Annotated in this window: 21 protein-coding genes; 7 read left to right on the plus strand and 14 right to left on the minus strand. The window is 29.3% G+C overall.

Annotated features, from left to right (window positions below):
• Nucleotides 1-3 precede the first annotated feature (3 nt).
• The 4 genes from ACKU4C_RS00550 to ACKU4C_RS00565 are packed head-to-tail and all read right to left on the minus strand — an operon-like array spanning nt 4 to nt 2,669.
• Nucleotides 4-738: a glucosaminidase domain-containing protein gene (locus ACKU4C_RS00550; RefSeq protein ID WP_321313698.1), complete on the minus strand. Its 735-nt coding sequence runs from the start codon at nt 736-738 to the stop codon at nt 4-6.
• A 2-nt stretch (nt 739-740) separates the two neighbouring features.
• Nucleotides 741-1,481: a diaminopimelate epimerase gene (dapF, locus tag ACKU4C_RS00555; protein ID WP_321313700.1), complete on the minus strand. Its 741-nt coding sequence runs from the start codon at nt 1,479-1,481 to the stop codon at nt 741-743.
• Nucleotides 1,478-2,068, minus strand: a complete 591-nt coding sequence (gene coaE / locus ACKU4C_RS00560) for a dephospho-CoA kinase (protein WP_321313702.1) — start codon at nt 2,066-2,068, stop codon at nt 1,478-1,480. The genes dapF and coaE overlap by 4 nt, the downstream gene beginning before the upstream one ends.
• A 58-nt stretch (nt 2,069-2,126) precedes the next feature.
• Entirely contained in the window at nt 2,127-2,669 is a 543-nt protein-coding gene (locus ACKU4C_RS00565) for a spermidine synthase (RefSeq protein ID WP_321313704.1), read from the minus strand.
• 129 nt (nt 2,670-2,798) lie between these two features.
• Here ACKU4C_RS00565 and purM point away from each other — a divergent pair, with 129 nt between their 5' ends.
• A complete protein-coding gene (gene purM, locus ACKU4C_RS00570; protein WP_321313705.1) occupies nt 2,799-3,794 on the plus strand; it encodes a phosphoribosylformylglycinamidine cyclo-ligase in 996 nt (331 codons plus the stop codon).
• 11 nt (nt 3,795-3,805) lie between these two features.
• On the opposite strand, the gene ACKU4C_RS00575 is transcribed toward purM, so the two are convergent.
• The 6 genes from ACKU4C_RS00575 to ACKU4C_RS00600 all read right to left on the minus strand — a co-directional run bounded on the left by ACKU4C_RS00575 (nt 3,806) and on the right by ACKU4C_RS00600 (nt 7,269).
• Nucleotides 3,806-4,507, minus strand: coding sequence for a pirin family protein (locus ACKU4C_RS00575; RefSeq protein WP_321313706.1), 702 nt, complete (start codon nt 4,505-4,507; stop codon nt 3,806-3,808).
• A gap of 3 nt (nt 4,508-4,510) precedes the next feature.
• The gene (locus ACKU4C_RS00580; RefSeq protein WP_321313708.1) at nt 4,511-5,014 is read right to left on the minus strand and encodes an NAD(P)H-dependent oxidoreductase; all 504 of its coding nucleotides are present in this window, start codon (nt 5,012-5,014) and stop codon (nt 4,511-4,513) included.
• 3 nt (nt 5,015-5,017) lie between these two features.
• Nucleotides 5,018-5,794, minus strand: a complete 777-nt coding sequence (locus ACKU4C_RS00585) for a class III extradiol ring-cleavage dioxygenase (protein ID WP_321313709.1) — start codon at nt 5,792-5,794, stop codon at nt 5,018-5,020.
• A 9-nt stretch (nt 5,795-5,803) separates the two neighbouring features.
• Complete coding sequence (locus ACKU4C_RS00590; RefSeq protein WP_321313710.1) at nt 5,804-6,370, minus strand: YceI family protein; 567 nt, start codon at nt 6,368-6,370, stop codon at nt 5,804-5,806.
• 46 nt (nt 6,371-6,416) lie between these two features.
• Complete coding sequence (locus ACKU4C_RS00595; RefSeq protein WP_321313712.1) at nt 6,417-6,866, minus strand: MarR family winged helix-turn-helix transcriptional regulator; 450 nt, start codon at nt 6,864-6,866, stop codon at nt 6,417-6,419.
• Between the two features lie 217 nt (nt 6,867-7,083).
• Nucleotides 7,084-7,269 carry a hypothetical protein gene (locus tag ACKU4C_RS00600; RefSeq protein WP_321313714.1) on the minus strand — a complete coding sequence of 62 codons (186 nt, stop codon included), beginning with the start codon at nt 7,267-7,269 and terminating at the stop codon, nt 7,084-7,086.
• 213 nt (nt 7,270-7,482) lie between these two features.
• Between ACKU4C_RS00600 and ACKU4C_RS00605 the strand changes: the two genes are divergently transcribed.
• The 6 genes from ACKU4C_RS00605 to ACKU4C_RS00630 all read left to right on the plus strand — a co-directional run bounded on the left by ACKU4C_RS00605 (nt 7,483) and on the right by ACKU4C_RS00630 (nt 13,327).
• A complete protein-coding gene (locus ACKU4C_RS00605; RefSeq protein WP_321313716.1) occupies nt 7,483-8,592 on the plus strand; it encodes an alanine--glyoxylate aminotransferase family protein in 1,110 nt (369 codons plus the stop codon).
• The gene (locus tag ACKU4C_RS00610) at nt 8,592-9,437 is read left to right on the plus strand and encodes an ATP phosphoribosyltransferase regulatory subunit (RefSeq protein WP_321313718.1); all 846 of its coding nucleotides are present in this window, start codon (nt 8,592-8,594) and stop codon (nt 9,435-9,437) included. Before ACKU4C_RS00605 ends, ACKU4C_RS00610 begins: the two co-directional genes overlap by 1 nt.
• Before the next feature lie 3 nt (nt 9,438-9,440).
• Nucleotides 9,441-10,694 (plus strand): adenylosuccinate synthase, encoded by a 1,254-nt coding sequence (locus ACKU4C_RS00615; RefSeq protein WP_321313720.1) that lies wholly within the window; start codon nt 9,441-9,443, stop codon nt 10,692-10,694.
• A gap of 4 nt (nt 10,695-10,698) precedes the next feature.
• Nucleotides 10,699-11,250: a DUF507 family protein gene (locus tag ACKU4C_RS00620; protein ID WP_321313721.1), complete on the plus strand. Its 552-nt coding sequence runs from the start codon at nt 10,699-10,701 to the stop codon at nt 11,248-11,250.
• Nucleotide 11,251: 1 nt separating this feature from the next.
• Nucleotides 11,252-12,376, plus strand: coding sequence for a glutamine-hydrolyzing carbamoyl-phosphate synthase small subunit (gene carA, locus ACKU4C_RS00625; RefSeq protein ID WP_321313724.1), 1,125 nt, complete (start codon nt 11,252-11,254; stop codon nt 12,374-12,376).
• Nucleotides 12,377-12,451: 75 nt separating this feature from the next.
• A complete protein-coding gene (locus ACKU4C_RS00630) occupies nt 12,452-13,327 on the plus strand; it encodes a DMT family transporter (protein ID WP_321313726.1) in 876 nt (291 codons plus the stop codon).
• Between the two features lie 21 nt (nt 13,328-13,348).
• Here ACKU4C_RS00630 and ACKU4C_RS00635 read toward each other — a convergent pair whose 3' ends face one another.
• From ACKU4C_RS00635 to ACKU4C_RS00650, 4 genes are all read right to left on the minus strand, one after another.
• The gene (locus ACKU4C_RS00635; protein ID WP_321313728.1) at nt 13,349-14,743 is read right to left on the minus strand and encodes an esterase-like activity of phytase family protein; all 1,395 of its coding nucleotides are present in this window, start codon (nt 14,741-14,743) and stop codon (nt 13,349-13,351) included.
• Between the two features lie 67 nt (nt 14,744-14,810).
• The gene (locus ACKU4C_RS00640; protein WP_321313730.1) at nt 14,811-15,281 is read right to left on the minus strand and encodes a phosphatidylglycerophosphatase A; all 471 of its coding nucleotides are present in this window, start codon (nt 15,279-15,281) and stop codon (nt 14,811-14,813) included.
• Nucleotides 15,282-16,166, minus strand: coding sequence for a DNA-binding response regulator (locus ACKU4C_RS00645; protein ID WP_321313732.1), 885 nt, complete (start codon nt 16,164-16,166; stop codon nt 15,282-15,284). It abuts the gene before it with no gap.
• Nucleotides 16,163-17,287, minus strand: a complete 1,125-nt coding sequence (locus ACKU4C_RS00650; RefSeq protein WP_321313734.1) for a bifunctional 2-C-methyl-D-erythritol 4-phosphate cytidylyltransferase/2-C-methyl-D-erythritol 2,4-cyclodiphosphate synthase — start codon at nt 17,285-17,287, stop codon at nt 16,163-16,165. Before ACKU4C_RS00650 ends, ACKU4C_RS00645 begins: the two co-directional genes overlap by 4 nt.
• Nucleotides 17,288-17,299: the final 12 nt, after the last annotated feature.

Raw genomic sequence — 17,299 nt, forward strand, 5'->3', positions numbered from 1 at the left:
TTGTTAATCTAGATTTTTTATTTTTTCAAAAAATTTCATATCGTATTTTATTAATTTATTTTTTGTAATTATTGATTGTAAAATTTTTACATAGTCATGACCAATACCTGAATACTTTGTCATTGTTGCACTTAGAGATAAACCATTAATAAATATTTTACTATTTCTCATATTTTCTCTAAGTGTTCTGAAGTTTTTATATGCAGAGGTACGATTTAGATTTAGCATATATGCCGCAATTGAGTCTTCTAAAGTTGCAAAAACTCTTACTAAGTGTCGTTTCCCTTCAGGTCTATCAAGAGGTACCATTCCAATTTTTGGATTGTAGGTCCAATGACCAAAGATATTATTTGCTTCTTTAAAAAACCTACTTTTCCCCCAACCACTCTCGGTTGCAGCTTGTGCTAAAGCCATTGAAGGGGGAATAATATCTATTCTTTTTACATATTTAGGATAATCAAATATATCTTGAACTTTATATTTCTTTTGTAAAGATTCAAGCTTTTCATACTCTAAAGAACCCTCAATAGGTAAAGGTGCTTTTTGTAAAGATTTGATAAAAAGTCTATCAGCTAATATTTTTATATTTTCTATTTCAATTCTTTTTTCAAAATATTCAAAAAAGAACTCTTTAGCTTTTTTTGATGACATCTTATAATATTCTTTAGGAAAGCCAGATTGGGCATAACTTGAACTACAAAAAACTAAAACTAGTAAAAATTTTAATAAGCTATGCATATTTAATCTATTGTTGCAGTAAACACTTTTTTTACTGCTCCTTTAAAAAATATTTTATTATCAACTATTGAAATTGTCAATTCTTCATTACTTTTTGGGTAAACGAAAGCTAGATCTTCTACAAGTTTTAATTGAGTAGCTCTTAAAAAACAAGCAACCATACCTGTTCCACATGCTAAAGTTTCACCCTCAACACCTCTTTCGTAAGTTCTTACATAGATTTTTCCATTTTCCACTTTTGCAAAATTTACATTTGCATTGTGTTCATATCTCATTTTTGCACATAAATCATGGTTATATGTTTCTAAATCATCTACAAATGTAACTAAGTGCGGAACTCCTGTATCAATTAAATACCAAGTTAAACCCTCTTGTTCAAACTCTTCTTTTATAACTTTTGCTTGGGGCATTTGAGTTTTTACAACATCTTGTGTAACTTCTGATTCTATAATTCCAGCTTCAGTTAAAAATTTCATTTTAGAACCTGCTAGATTATTATTGTATGCGTAGTGTGCAACTGCTCTTGTTGCATTTCCACACATAGCCGCATTACTTCCATCACTATTATAAAATTTCCATTTAAAATCTGCATCTTCACAAGGAAGTAGGGCAACTAGACCATCTGCACCAATCCCTTCTGTTCTATTACATAGTCTTATGGCATCTTGTGTAAAATCTTTCTCTACAAAAGAATGGAAAATTACAAAGTCATTTCCACTTGCAGAGTATTTTGCATAGGTCATAAAATCTCCTTAATAATTCTTTCTACTTCATTTTGCAAATTTTTTAAATTTGAAGAGTTGTCTATAATAAAATTTGCTAACTCTTTTTTCTTTTCTATATCCATTTGATTGGACATTTTAATTTTTGCTTCCTCTTCCTCTATATTATCTCTTTGCATCAATCTTTGGATTTGCAACTCTTTTGGAGTATATACAACCAAAGATTTAGAGATTGGATAATGCATTTTTTCAAAAAACAAAGGAATATCTATAAAGTATGGTTTCCCTTGATTTTCAAATACTCTTGATTCTTTTACAATCTCTTCTTTAATTAAAGGGTGGAGAAGTGCCTCAAGCTTTAATTTGTTTTCTTCATTTGAAAATATAATTTTACCTAGTTTTTTCCTAAGTACTTTTCCATTTTCTACATATTCTTCTCCGAACATTGAAGCAATTTTTCCACTATTTTCATCAAGAAGTTTATGGGCTATTTTATCAGCATCAATAGTTAAAAAGCCGTGAAGCTTTAGAAGATTACAAACTGTACTTTTTCCTGTTGCAATTCCACCTGTAAGTGCAATTGCATATTTAAATAAATCATTACTCATAGCATATATTTTACTAAAATAATGATTTATTTTTTATTATTAAGATATTTTTTAGGGTTTATCTCTTAGCTATACCTGTAAGAGCTTTGTGTTGAGCAGCTGGAAATACAAATGAAGCTGAGTGTATTTCTGTAGAATAATACTCTAAATCAACTAGTAAATCCGATCTTTGTAAGATTATATCTGCTGTTGGATGATATTTTTTAGAAGCCAAAATAGCTGTATCATGTCCAAATCTAAATGGCATAGCTATCCAGAAGTGTTCCCCAACTAATTTTAAATCTGCTTTAAGTTTTTCTTCATCTTTGTGAAAACTTTCAGTTGCAAATGTGATGATACCATCATCTTTTAAAACTCTTTGAATATTTGCTAAAAGTAATTCATCAATATCTACATCAGTAAAAATTACAACATCTACATCTTTTTCATTTTTCGCATTAAAAGTTGCTAAATCTATAAACTCAATATTTCCTGTATGTTTAGAAGCCTCTTTTTTTATACCTTCGTTAATTGTTCCAACTATTGAAACATTTTGTGCTTCTTTATGTGTACACAATGGCGTATGTACCATCATTTCATTAAAAGCTTGATTTTCTTTCATCTTATTCAAGTCCTTATTTTATAAAAATTTCGATATAATACCACAAATTTTTTAAATTGCAAGGATATATTAACTAAGCAATCTTAAGATGCTTTGAATATATTACTCTAATTAACAATAAGGAACGTAATGTCAACTGTAAGTTACAAAGATGCAGGTGTAGATATAGATGCTGGAAATCAGTTTGTAGAGAATATTAAACCCCATGTAAAATCAACTATGATACCAGGTGTTTTGGGTGGAATTGGGTCTTTTGCAGGAGCTTTTGAGCTACCAACTGGATATAAAGAGCCTGTACTTCTTTCTGGAACAGACGGTGTTGGAACAAAACTAAAATTAGCAATTGATTCAAAAAAGTTTGATACTGTTGGTATCGATTTAGTTGCTATGTGTACAAATGACTTATTATGTAATTTTGGTGAACCACTATTTTTCTTAGATTATTATGCAACTGCAAAACTTGAAGTAGATGAAGCAACTGATGTGGTAAAAGGTATTGCAGAAGGTTGTGTAAGAAGTGAATGTGCATTAGTTGGTGGTGAAACTGCAGAGATGCCAGGGATGTACAAAGAGGGTGATTTTGATTTAGCAGGTTTTTGTGTTGGTATTGCAGAGAAATCTGAGTTAAATAGAATTGAAAAAATTGAATCTGGTGATATATTAATTGCTTTACCATCTTCAGGTGTACATTCAAATGGTTTTTCACTTGTTAGAAAACTTCTTTTAGAAAAATTAGGGATGACTTTAGAAGATGAATTTGATGGAAAACCTTTAAAAGATGTACTTTTAGAGCCAACTAGAATTTATGTAAAAGAATTCAAAGCAAACAAAGAAAATATTAATGCTTTAGCACATATTACAGGTGGAGGAATTACTGAAAACCTTCCAAGAGTATTACCTGATAATTTAAAAGCGGTGGTTGATAGAAGTAAAATCCAAGTATTACCTATTTTTGAATTTATGTCTCAATTTGTAGAAGTTGAAGAGATGTATAGAACTTTTAATATGGGTGTTGGTATGGTTCTTGTTGTAAATCCAAGTAATGTTGACAGCGTATTAGCTAATACTGATGGATATGTTATTGGAGAAATAGCAGAGGGTGAAAAAGGCGTTGAGTTTATTTAAACTCAATCCTTTTAACTATTCATTTCAATAAAAAGAAAATGTGAATTTTCTAAAGCCTCAATTTTTATAGATTTTTCTTCTGTAATCTCAAGTGCGTCGCCATAATCTAAAGTAATATTGTTTATATTTGCTTTACCCTCAATTAATACAAAATAGATTTGTCTGTTAGTTTTTATATCGTATTCTAATTCTTTATTCTTATCAAGTTCACTAACATACATATTTATATCTTGGTATATTTTTACATTTGCTTTCCCATTTGTAGAAGATACTATATTTAATAATCTGTTTCTTCTTTCCTCTTCTTTAAATTTTTGTGAACCATAAAGTCTTGGTAAACCATTTTGGGGTGGTAAAATCCATATTTGTAATAATCTTAATATTTTTGAATGGTGAAGATTATATTCACTATGAAAAATACCATCTCCTGCACTTAAATATTGAACTTCACCTCTTTTTAATGTTTCTTCATTACCCATAGAATCTTTGTGAGTAATCTCTCCATCTATAACATATGAGATGATCTCCATATTTGAGTGTGGATGGGTATTAAATCCAGAGTTTGGTTCTATTAAATCATCATTTATAACTCTTAACACACCAAAATTGATATTTTGAGGGTTATAGTATTCAGCAAAAGAGAAATGAAATCTACTTTTTAACCAACCTAAGTTAGAACTTCCCATATTATCTTTTGGTAGTTTTTTTAACATAACTTATTCTTTGATTAGACTTGAAAATTGATCTAATATTCTATCTGAGCTATCTTCTCTTAGAGGATTAGTGTATGATGTTACAATCTCTCTTGGCATTACAATTGAACCTAGTCTTGTAAATTGGGCTCTTAGTGAGTTCATTAAATCAATTCCATTACTTCCTGAGTGAGTAGCTAATTGTATTTTTTTCAAAGAAAATAGTTCTCTAAAATCATCTCCAATTCTTGAAACCCATGCAATCATATTTACTAATACAGGAGGCACACTAAAATTGTATTCAGGAGAAACAAAAATATAACCTGAGGCTTTTTTCATTTTTTCACTTAAATCTAAAGCTTTTTGTGGAATTCCATCATTTTGTTCTTTGTCTGTATCATACATCGGAAGATTTAATTCTACTAAATTGATAATCTCACTTTCTATTTTTTTATCATTTAATTGTGTTTGTAGCTTTTGAGCTAATTTTACATTTTCATTTAAACTTGCAACAAATATTAATATCATAATTTACTCCTTAAATATTATTGTGTCCATTGATTGATTGCCATACATATATACGTCATGTAGGCTTTCACCAATTTTATTTTTTGAATTTCCAAGTGTTATATAGAATGGTAAAAAGTGTTCAGGTGTAGGATGATTTTGTCTAAAATCTTTAGCTTTTGATTCTATATCAAGTAGCGTTTTATAATCACCATTTTTAGAATTTTCTACAACCCAATCATGGAAATCTTTTGCATAATCTTTTATATGTTTACTATCTTCTATCCAATCACTATCTCTTAAGTTATGAGTTATTGCACCACTTGCAATAATTAATGTGTTTTTTCTTAAACTTTGTAGTGCTTCACCCAATTTAAATAATTGATATTGGTTAAAAGTATATGGTAAAGATAGTTGTATTATTGGTATATCTGCTTTTGGATACATAAATCTAAGTGGTGACCATACACCATGGTCGTAACCACCTCTAGAATAATCTTTTTCCACTTCAAAACCTTCATTGATTAGAAGATTAAGTATCTCATCTGCTTTTTTTAAATCACTATTCGCAGGGTATGTCAATTTATATAATTCTTTAGGAAAATTATAAAAATCATAAATCAAAGAGGGTGACTCTTCATATAAAACTTTTAAATTATTTGTCACCCAGTGAGCAGATATTACCAAGATATATTTAGGCTTTTCAAATTTAGTTGATAATGTATTTAAAAATTCTGTTGTATTATTTTTCATTATCATCAATTGTGGTGAGCCATGTGATATATATATACTTGGTAACATCATAAATCCTTATTTTGCTAGAACACCTTCAAGTTCTACATTGATTTTTACATCTTCTCCAACCATTACTCCTCCAGCTTCAAGAGCTTTATTCCAGTTTAGACCATAATCTTTTCTATTTACTTTACCCTCAATTTCTAAACCAACTCTTTTATTTCCCCATGGATCAACAATTTCACCAGTTTTTTCAATATCAAAAACAACATCTTTTGTAACACCTCTCATAGTAAATTTACCATAAGCTTTTTCATCTTCTATTTTGTTAACTTTAAAAGTGATTTGGGGATGATTTACTGCATCAAAAAAATCTGCTGATTTTAAGTGACCATCTCTTTTTTTATTATCAGTGTTGATTGAATCAACTTCAACTGTCCCATCGATTGATTTTACAGTACCTGTTTTTTCATCATATTCAAAAGAGCCAGAAAATTTTTCAAAATTTCCTCTTACATTAGAGATCATTAAGTGTTTTACTTTGAATCCAACATTTGAATGACTTGCGTCTACCTTATAAGTTCCTGCATATAATGCGCCTGCTGCAATGATTGATGCCAATCCTATTTTAATTAATTTCATTTTATATCCTTAAATTACTAATTAGTATTATTAAATTAAAAAAAACTTATGCTTTATAAATTTTTCTTAATAACCTATAAAGAGTTTCAATCTCACCTTCTTCTAAAACACCCATATAATCATAAATGTTTTGAGCATGTTGAGGGAATATTGCTTTCATCTTATCTTTACCCTTTTGTGTAATAGATAAAATACTTGCTCTTTTATCTTCTGGATTTACAACTGATGTAATCCAACCATCTCTTTTCAAATTTTTTACCACTACAGTGATATTCCCTGGTGTACTAAGGGTTAACTTAGTAATTGAACCAATGCTTAAATCACCTCTATGATAAAGTACTTCTAAAACTTTAAATTGATTAAAAGTTAATTCATGTTCAGAAAAATATTTGAGTTCATGATTAAAAAATTTATTATATGTTTTTGAAACTTGCACCCAAGTTTTCATAGACATATCTGTTTTTTTGCCATAACTAATTAAACTTTTTCTTTCCATTTTTAACTCCTTGTGTGAAATTATAGTACTAATTAGTAATAAAAGTCAAGGGTTGAAATATTTTTTATTACTAGTTAGTAGTACATGAAGCTTATAAAAATACTATTTTTTGGTAGTTCTAGAAAAATTGAATTTTTTATAATTTGATTAAAACAGGTTTGAATTTTTGTAGTTAAAGTAGTGATTGACAGCAGTAAAAACTGCTGTCAATAAAAAATTAAGCAGCTTTTTTAGCTAGTTTTTTAGCAGCAGCTTTTGCTTTTTTAGGTTTAGTAAGTTTTAATTTAGTAACTTTTTTTGCAACTTTTTTCGCAACTTTTTTTACATCTTTCTTTTTAGCAACTTTTGCTGCAGCTTTTTTAGCGATTTTAGCAACTTTTTTTTCTTTTAATTCTTTTGCCATTTGGCGTCCTTTTATAATAGTTTTTATCTATTACTTATAATCTAAAGTAATAAAATATAGAGAATTATAACGATTATTATTTATTTTGTCAAATATTATTAAAAATTCTTTATAAAAATTTGTAAATTTATGCTTAACCTCTTCGTAATTTTCTTTTAGATAAAATATCACGCTTTACTGTAAATAGAGAATTTATAATTAGAGGATATGAAAATGCTTTTAACACCAGGACCTACCCCTGTACCAGAGTTTGTTAGAAAAGCTATGGCGGATGTGACTATACATCATAGAACACCAGAGTTTGAAAAAATATTTGAAGAAACAAGAGAATTATTATTTGAATTATATGGAATGGATGAGGTAGTTATGCTTGCATCTAGTGGTTCGGGTGCTATGGAAGCTTGTGTTACAAACTTAACTCATAAAAAAGCTCTTACAATCAATTCAGGAAAATTTGGTGACAGATTTGGAAAAATCTGTAAGGCTTTTGATATAGATTATACAGAAATAAAAAATGAATGGAATACTCCTGTAAGTGTTGATGCAGTTGTAGAAACAATAAAAAATGATAAAGATATTGATGCTATATTTATTCAGCTTTGCGAAAGTGCTGGAGGTTTAAGACACCCAGTTGAAGAGATGGCAAAAGCTGTAAAAGAGATAAATCCAAATATTTCAATTGTAGCTGATGGTATTACTGCAATTGGTGTAGAAAAAATAGATGTAACAAATTTGGATGCAGTTATTACAGGTAGTCAAAAAGCTTTAATGTTACCTCCTGGTTTAGCTATAATTGGTTTATCAAATAATGCTGTTGCAAAGATTGAAGAGAAACCAAGAGGGTTCTATTTTAACCTTGCAACAGAGATAAAAAAACAAAAAACAAATACTACAGCTTGGACTGCTGCTACAACTTTAATAATTGGATTAAAAGCAATTTTATCTCATATTAAAGAGAATGGTGGGTTTGAAAAGCTATATGAAGATACAGCAATCAGAGCAAAAGCTACAAGGGAAGCTTTAAAAGCTATAGGGTGTGAAATATATCCTAAAACTCCAGCTAATGCAATGACAACAATTTATACTGAAAATGCACCAGCAATTAGAAAAATATTAAAAACAAAGTATAATGTAAATATTGCAGGTGGGCAAGACCATATTAAAACATTGATATTTAGAATAAATCACATGGGACTTGTTGAAGATTTTGAAGCTTCATGGGTTGTTAATGCTATTGAATTAGCTATGGATGAATTGGGCTTAAGAACTTTTGATGGTACAGCTAGTAGAGTTCTTTTAGAAAATATGTTTAAAGGTAACTAATGATATTTGAACACGAAATACCAAAAGGTAGTAGATTATATTTTGGTAAAGCTGCTAAAGCAAAAAGGGAACTAGAATATAAAATAAGTACTCTTTTAGACAATAGAGGCTTTGAAGAGGTTGTTACACCAAACTTTTCCTATTCACAACATCAATCTATTGCTAATGAAAGAAAACTAATAAAGTTTTCAGATGAGAAAAATGAACAGGTTTCTTTAAGAGCAGATTCTACACTTGATGTAGTTAGAATTATCACAAAAAGGTTAGGGCGTACAACCGACCATAAAAAATGGTTTTACGTACAGCCAATTTTTACATATCCATCATCAGAAGATTACCAAATAGGTTGTGAATGGATTTGCCATGACAATATTGTAGATATATTAAATCTTACTGGGGATATTTTAGTCGATTTAGAGATAAATCCTATTTTACAATTATCAAATATCAATATCCCAAAACTTGTATCAAAAGAGTTAAATATAGATATTGAACTTTTCAAAAATGGTGAGATTGCAAAACTTTTAAGTTTAGATATTGAGTGGCTAAATGAACTTATTCAGGTTAAAGATATTGAAGATTTAGAAAAAAGTATAAAAACTGCGCCTGAAGTTATAAAAAATGAACTTGAAAAGTTGCTAAGTACAGCAAAAGAGGTTTCATATAAAAATTTAGTAATAGCTCCTCTATATCATGGGAGTTTGAAATATTATGATGATGTATATTATAGAGTAATTCAAGATAATTATGTTTTATGCAAAGGTGGAAAATATAGTTCTGAGGGGATCAGTTCTTTAGGTTTTGCACTATATACAGATAGTTTATTAAAAATTTTAGAGGATTAGGGAATGAGTAAAGCTGATTTAATTGTTGGTATCCAATGGGGAGATGAAGGAAAAGGTAAGATGGTTGACATGCTTGCCCAAAATTATGATGTAGTTTGTAGAAGCCAAGGTGGACACAATGCAGGTCACACTATCTGGGTTGATGGTGTAAGATACGCACTACATTTAATCCCTTCAGGAGTATTAAATCCAAAAGCAATAAATATTATAGGGAATGGAGTAGTTCTTTCTCCTGAAGCAATTATAAAAGAGATGGAACAATTTAATGATTTAGAAGGTAGACTTTTTATCTCAGATAAAGCACATCTAAACTTGCCTTATCATGCTTTGATTGATCAAGCAAAAGAGAGATTAAAAGGTGACAAAGCTATTGGGACAACTGGAAAAGGTATCGGTCCAGCATATGCTGAAAAGATTAGTAGGACAGGATTCAGAGTAGGGGAATTATTAGACCCTTCAAAATTAGCAGATGGTATAATTGAATACTTTGAACAAAGTAAAGCTATTTTTGATGTATTAGAGATTGAAACACCAAATAAAGATGAATTAGTTGAACTATTAACTTCATATAAAAATAAATTAGAACCATATATTGCAAATACAACAAATATGGTTTGGGATGCGATTGATAAAGATAAAAAAATACTATTAGAGGGTGCACAAGGTACACTTTTAGATATTGACCATGGTACATATCCTTATGTTACTTCATCATCTTGTGTTAGTGCAGGGGCATGTACTGGTTTAGGAATATCTCCAAAAGATATTGGTATTGTAACGGGTATTGTTAAAGCATATACTACTAGAGTTGGTAATGGACCTTTCCCATCAGAAGATTTTACAGATGAGGGTCAAAAGATAGCTGATATTGGTAAAGAGGTTGGAGTAACAACTGGTAGAGGAAGAAGATGTGGTTGGTTTGATGCAATTGCTGTTAAACATGCTGCAAGACTTAATGGTTGTGATCAATTATCATTAATGAAACTAGATGTATTAGATGGTTTCCCAAGAATTAAAATCTGCGTTGCATATGATGTGGATGGGGAAAGAATTGATTATATGCCATCTAATTTAGATAATGTTAAACCTATCTATGAAGAGTTTGAAGGATGGGATAGTGTAGTTGGATGTAGAGAGTTTGCTGCACTTCCAGAAAATGCAAAAAAATATATCAATAAAATAGAAGAGTTAACTGGTGTTAAAGTAGGTATAGTTTCAACATCACCAGAGAGAGAAGATACAATTATTAGAGGATAAGCCTATGAGAATGAAGTTACATCATACACCATATATTTCAAGACGAATATCAAGAGATTTGGTAAATTGCAATTTTGTAGAGATAAGAAAAACAAAAGATGAAATTACTGATGAGATTGAAAAGATTTTGGATGAAGACATCGAAAAAGAGTTTACACTTGACGAAAAAGTTAGTGAAATATTAGAGGGTCAAGAAGATAATATAGAGTTTTATAATGCTGATTATAGACAACTTTTTTGGTTAACTAAAAAAAGGTTAGCTAATGATTTTGGTGTAATTTTAAACAATGAAGATAGATTTTCGGATATTGCACATAAGATATTAGATTTTTTATGGGAAGAGGATTATATTCATTATACTTGTTCAGATAATCAAGTGAAAAATGTAATATTTTCTTCAATAGATGAATTTTTAAAAGGTTTTGAAAAAGCAGATGATGCTGTTATGGAAAAAATTAAACATTATAAAAGAAAGTTAATACCAGGAACTGAGGAATATGATATTGTATATCATAGACTATATGAAGAAGAATTAATTAAACGAGGGTTAATGTAAAATGCAAAAAGTATGGATTTATATAGAAAATGGCACTTTTTTAGAGGCTACTTCTTTTGGTGCAACAGGTACTGCTGTTGGAGAGATTGTATTTAATACTTCATTAACAGGATATCAAGAGATTATTACAGATCCTAGTTATGCTGGACAATTTGTTACATTTACAATGCCAGAGATTGGAAATGTTGGAGTAAATAAAGATGATATGGAAAGTTCAGGTGCACACTGTAAAGGCGTACTAGTTAGAAACTATCATCATGAACATTCAAATTTTAGAGCACAAGGTGATTTAGAATCACTTTTAAAAGAACAAAATGTTCTTGGAATTTGTAATATTGATACAAGATACTTAACAAAAATGATTAGAGATGAGGGTGCAATGATGATGATTGCTTCAACTGAAATCTCTGATAAAGATGAGTTAGCAAAAGTATTAAGTGAAAGTCCAAGAATTGAAGATATCAATTACATCAAAGAGGTAACTACAAAAGAGTCTTATGTTCATAAATTTGGAGCATGGAATCATGATAATCTAGCTTATGATAAAGCTGTAATGAGTGATAAAAAAATCGTAGCTATTGATTTTGGAATTAAAAGAAATATTCTAAATGAATTAGTTGCCTCAGGTTTAGAAGTTGAAGTTATCCCTGCATCATTCAAAGCAGATGATTTAATCGCAAGATATGAAGCTGGTGAGATTGGTGGAGTATTCTTATCAAATGGACCTGGTGATCCATTAACTTTAACAGAAGAGAAAGCACAAATCCAAAAATTAATAGACAAAGATATCCCAATGTTTGCAATTTGTTTAGGACATCAAATGTTATCTATTGCACATGGATTTGATACATATAAATTAAAATTTGGTCAACATGGTGGAAACCATCCAGTAGCAAATTCTGAGACAAAAGTTGTGGAGATTACAGCTCAAAACCATAACTACAATGTTCCAGATAATATCACTGATATTGCAGATGTAACACATATGAATCTTTTTGATAATACTATTGAGGGTGTAAAATATAAGAATAAACCAATATTCTCAGTACAACATCACCCTGAGGCTAGTCCTGGCCCACACGAATCAAAATATATTTTTGATGAATTCGCAAAAATCGTAAAATAATTCTTATAAGAAGGGGTTTACCCTTCTTACTTCTTTTTATCTTATATTTTTTAACTGATAAGCAAAAGGCAAATTATGCAAAGCAAATCTGCAATAACAATTTTTTTATTATTAGGCATAGTTTGGGGTAGTAATTTTATATATATGAAATGGGCAAGTGATTTCATTACCCCTTTACAAGTTGTATTAGTAAGAGTTTTATTTGGTTTTATACCTGTATTAATATATGCACTATATAAAAAAGTTATAAAAATCGAGCATTTTAAATATAGCTTTCATTTTTTTATGATGTCTTTATTGGGCACAACAGTTTATTATTTTTTCTTTGTAAAAGCAACATCTTTATTATTATCTGGGGTTACAGGTGCTTTAAGTGGCTCAATTCCCTTATTTGCATTTCTATTGGGAATAATATTCTTAAAAGAGGAAAAACTAGATAGACGAATTATAGGAATTTTTATTGGAATGTTAGGGGTGATATTTATCTCAAAACCTTTTGATACAAATTTGTTTGAATCAAATCTTGAAGGTATAGTTGATATTATCTTAGGTTCGTTAATAGTTGGTTCCTCATTTGTATATGCAAAAAGGTTTTTATCACCTTTAAAAATTCATTTTGCAGCACTAACAACATATCAATTAGGTTTTGCATTAATTACTTTGTTATTTATAACAGATTTAAATGGTCTAACAAGTATTACAAATGATATTCATGTATTTTTAGGTTCTGTTATAGGTTTAGGTTTATTAGGTACAGGTTTAGCTTTTATTTTGTATTACTATTTAATAGAAAACTTAGGTGCAATTGCGGCATCATCTGCAACATATTTACCTCCAGTTGTTGCTTTGATAATAGGGTATTTTTTTATAGGTGAAGATATAGATTTAATTGATTGTTTAGGAACAATATTGATTTTTGGTGGTGTATTTTTAGTGAACAATAAAAAATAATTGTTCACTAATATTAAAATTCTATTTTATTTTTTGGATATAAAGAGTATTTGAATCAACTTTACCATTGCCTAGCATTTTAGAGTGTAAGTTACCTTTTGTTGACCAAGTAGCAAAGTCATCATCATTTAAAATACCAATATAGTTTTTATCTATAATCCACATACCCTCCATTTTATCATGAGGATAGTTAACAGCTTTAACCATATCTAATACAAGTTTCTTTGAAGCTGGTTTAATACCTAATATAGCAAGTTTATCCCAACCATTATCTTTTACAAACTCTTCAAGTGTTTTTCCATTGATTAATAAGCCTAGTTTTTCATCTTGTTTAAATACACCTGATGATTTAATATCTTCTAAGTTAGTTGCAGATGAAAGATCAATCTCATAAATATATTTTTGAGCTTTAGGATTAGCTTTTTTAGGTCCACCTTGTGCAAAAGAACCATCTCTTTCTATAACGTAGTATTTATTATCACCAATTGAGGCAATACCTGAGTTAGAGTTTTGATTTTTATCTTGTTTATAAAGATATTGGGCAGTTTTACCTGTACTTGGATTAATTGTAACAATTCTTGTTAAATCTAAATCTTTAACTTTTTTTGATGGGTTATACATTGTAGATTGCATAATTCCAACGAGAGTAGATTCATCAGGAGTTATTGTTAACCCTTCCATACCTCTGTTTGCTCTTCTATTTTCAAATTCTTGAGGAAGATTATATTTAACTCTTTTATCTTTAGTAAAAGCATTTATTCTTTCAAGCTCTTTTCCATTTTGATCAAAATGTACAATATGTGGACCATACTCATCACTTATCCAAAAAGTTCCATCTTCTAAAGCTACTAAACCTTCACCATCTAAACCAAAGTCATCAAGCCTAATAGGATTTGTTACTTTGTTATAAGCTCTTTGCATATCTAATCTAATAACTTCTCCATTTGCATCATATGGAGTTTCTCCTGTACCACCAAATGCGGATGTATTAGGTAATCCAGTTATAAGTGAGCCATCTGGTCTTTTAAGTAAGATTTGTTTTATAAGTATAACTGAACCATTTTTTTGAAGTTCAAAAAGACCAATTCTTGGCGTATAATTAGGAGTAGGAAATTTTTTACCTTTTCCAAATTTTCCTTTAAATGTTGCATTTGGTCCTCTATCTGTTAAAGCATAGAATTGGTTGCTTTTTGTAGGATGTCCAACCATATCTGAACCAAATCCACCATTTCTTATCTCAAAATTTTTTCCAGTTTTTGCATCAATTAAATCATCTCTTAAAACATTATATGGAAGTTGTGAACCTTTAGTTAAGATTTTTGAAGATACTTCATCTATATTTAGTTTAGAGCTTGTACAACCGCCTAATATGGCAGCTATTGATAAGGAAGCTATAAAAGGTATTTGTTTATTCATCTGTAAATCCTTTTTAAAATTTACAGATAATATAATAAGTAGATTACTTAGAAGTTACAAGAATATTTTAAAAAAGAAATTTATCTAGTAAGGTATAAACAGCAGTTGCAGAGATACCACCAGCAATACCGGCGATAATATCGTCTCCCATTACTCCCCAACCACCTTTTACAGTTTTATCAATTTTCCCAATAATTGAAGGTTTCCAGATATCAAATACCCTAAAGAAAATAAATGCTAAAGCACCCATAATATAAAAGTTTTCTTCATTTATTCCACAAATTGAAAGAGCAATCCACATTCCAGCTAGTTCATCAATAACAATCTCTTTGCTGTCGTGTTCACCTACTTCTTTTTCATACTTATCTATCTCTTTAATTGCAATTGCTGTGATTAGAAAAGCAAGTAAAAAAAGTGTAGTCTCATGAATATATTGAATTAGTAATAAACCTAAAATTAAAGCAACAAATGAACCAACTGTTCCAGGTGCTTTTGGACTTAATCCACTATAAAAAAGTGTTAAAAAAAGTTTTCTCATCTATTTCTTCTTTTCAATTCCAAGTTTTTTTCTTTTTTCCCAAAGAGATTTTCTAGAGATACCAAGTTTTTTACTTAATTCAGTATCAGGATATTTTGATTGATAAGATAAAACCATCATTTTTACATAATCATTTATTGTCATAATACTATTTGATAGCATAAACTCATCATCTTTGTGAAAATTAACTTTAGTATAAGGAAAATCCTCTTCATTTTCTAGAGATACTAAGATAGCTTTTTTTTCTTCAATTATTCTAATAATACTCTCTTTTGAACTTTTTTTAAGAGCATGAAAATCTGTAAGATAAAGTATTCCATTAAATCTCTCATTAACCTGTTTTTGCCAGTTATCACTACTCAAAGAGATAAATTTCATTTGTAAATCTAGTTTTCTAGATAATTCAAATGCCAATTTATCAGCTGATATTTGGGAATTTGTTTCTATTAGAAGTGGGAAAGTTGTTGGTAATACTGAACCTGCAGTATCTACACTATTAAATTGGAAATCAAGATATTCTCTTAATGTTTGTAACTCTTTTCTTAGAGATTTACATTCTCTATAATGGTAAATCTTTCTAACAAGTTCATCCATTATAAAAGGTTTCATAATATAATCTTTTGCACCCTCTTTAATAGGGTCTGTAACTGTCTCATCTGAAATATAAGATACTAAAAGTAAGATAATAGAATCATTGTATCTTCTTATTATTGTTTTACATAATGATGCAGGAAGAGATGTAGATAAAAGAATAATATCATAATCTTTTGTAAGATTATCAATATTTGGTGATTCTACAAAATCACAGTTATGTCCATCATCAAGAAGTCTTGAAACAACTTTTTGAGCTAAATAAATTTCACTTTCTATTATTAGTATGTTCATTTTCTTTTCCAATCATAATATTTAAGTGTTGCAATACTTTGAACTGCCACACCTTCACTTCTTCCTATAAAGCCAAGCTTTTCAGCTGTAGTTGCTTTTATATTTACAAATTGCTTTTCTATATTCAAATATTTTGCAATTGTATTTTTAATCGTCTGTTTATAAGGGTTGATTTTTGGTTTTTGTGCAATTATTGTTAAGTCAACATTTACAATCTCATACCCAACATTATAAATAAATGTAACAATATTTTTTAGTAAAACTTTTGAATCAATATCTTTAAACTCTTCACTTGTATCTGGAAAAAATTCTCCAATATCTCCTGCCCCAGCAGCGCCTAAAAGTGCGTCAATTAAAGAATGTATCAATACATCTCCATCACTATGAGCTTTAAATCCATAGGGAACATCAATCTCTATTCCACCTAAGAACATTTTTTTATTATCTTCAAATGGATGAATATCAAAACCTGTACCTGTAAAGAAGTTTTTAGAGGGTGCAGATAAAGATGAGATTGTATCTATATCCTCTTCAAAAGTGATTTTTTTACTTTCAATACTTCCTTGTACATATTTAACAGTTCCTCCAATATCTTTTATAGCTGAACTGTCATCTGTAAACTCTTTATTTGTATTAAGTGCTTGTTTTAAAACTTCAACTTTAGAAAGTTGAGGAGTTTGTATAAGTTTTACTTCATCTCGGTTAATAGTTTCATTTTTAAATACAACTGTATCATTGACATTTAAAACTGGAACTATACAAGTAGCATCATCTTTTGAAGAGATTAAGTTTTCAATAACTTTTTTTGGAATACCTGCTCTAGCAACATCAGTAAACATTACATAATCGCTACTAACCTGAGCTAAAGCATTTTGCATAGATTTTTGTCTTGTTTCTCCACCTTCAACAAATATAAATTCATCTGAGAAGTTTTTCATGTAATTTAGTTCATTTTTGTGAGAAGCAATTATTATTTTTTCAAAATCATAGAACTCTTTAAGTCTATTTGTAACAAATAGCCACAGAGGAGAATTATCAATTCTAAGCCATTGTTTTTTAGCAGTAAGTTCGAATCGCGAAGAGTTTCCTGCACATAAAACTACTAATGTAATACCTGACACTAAGCCCCTTTG

Source organism: Halarcobacter sp., assembly GCF_963676935.1.
Classification (GTDB): Bacteria; Campylobacterota; Campylobacteria; order Campylobacterales; family Arcobacteraceae; genus Halarcobacter.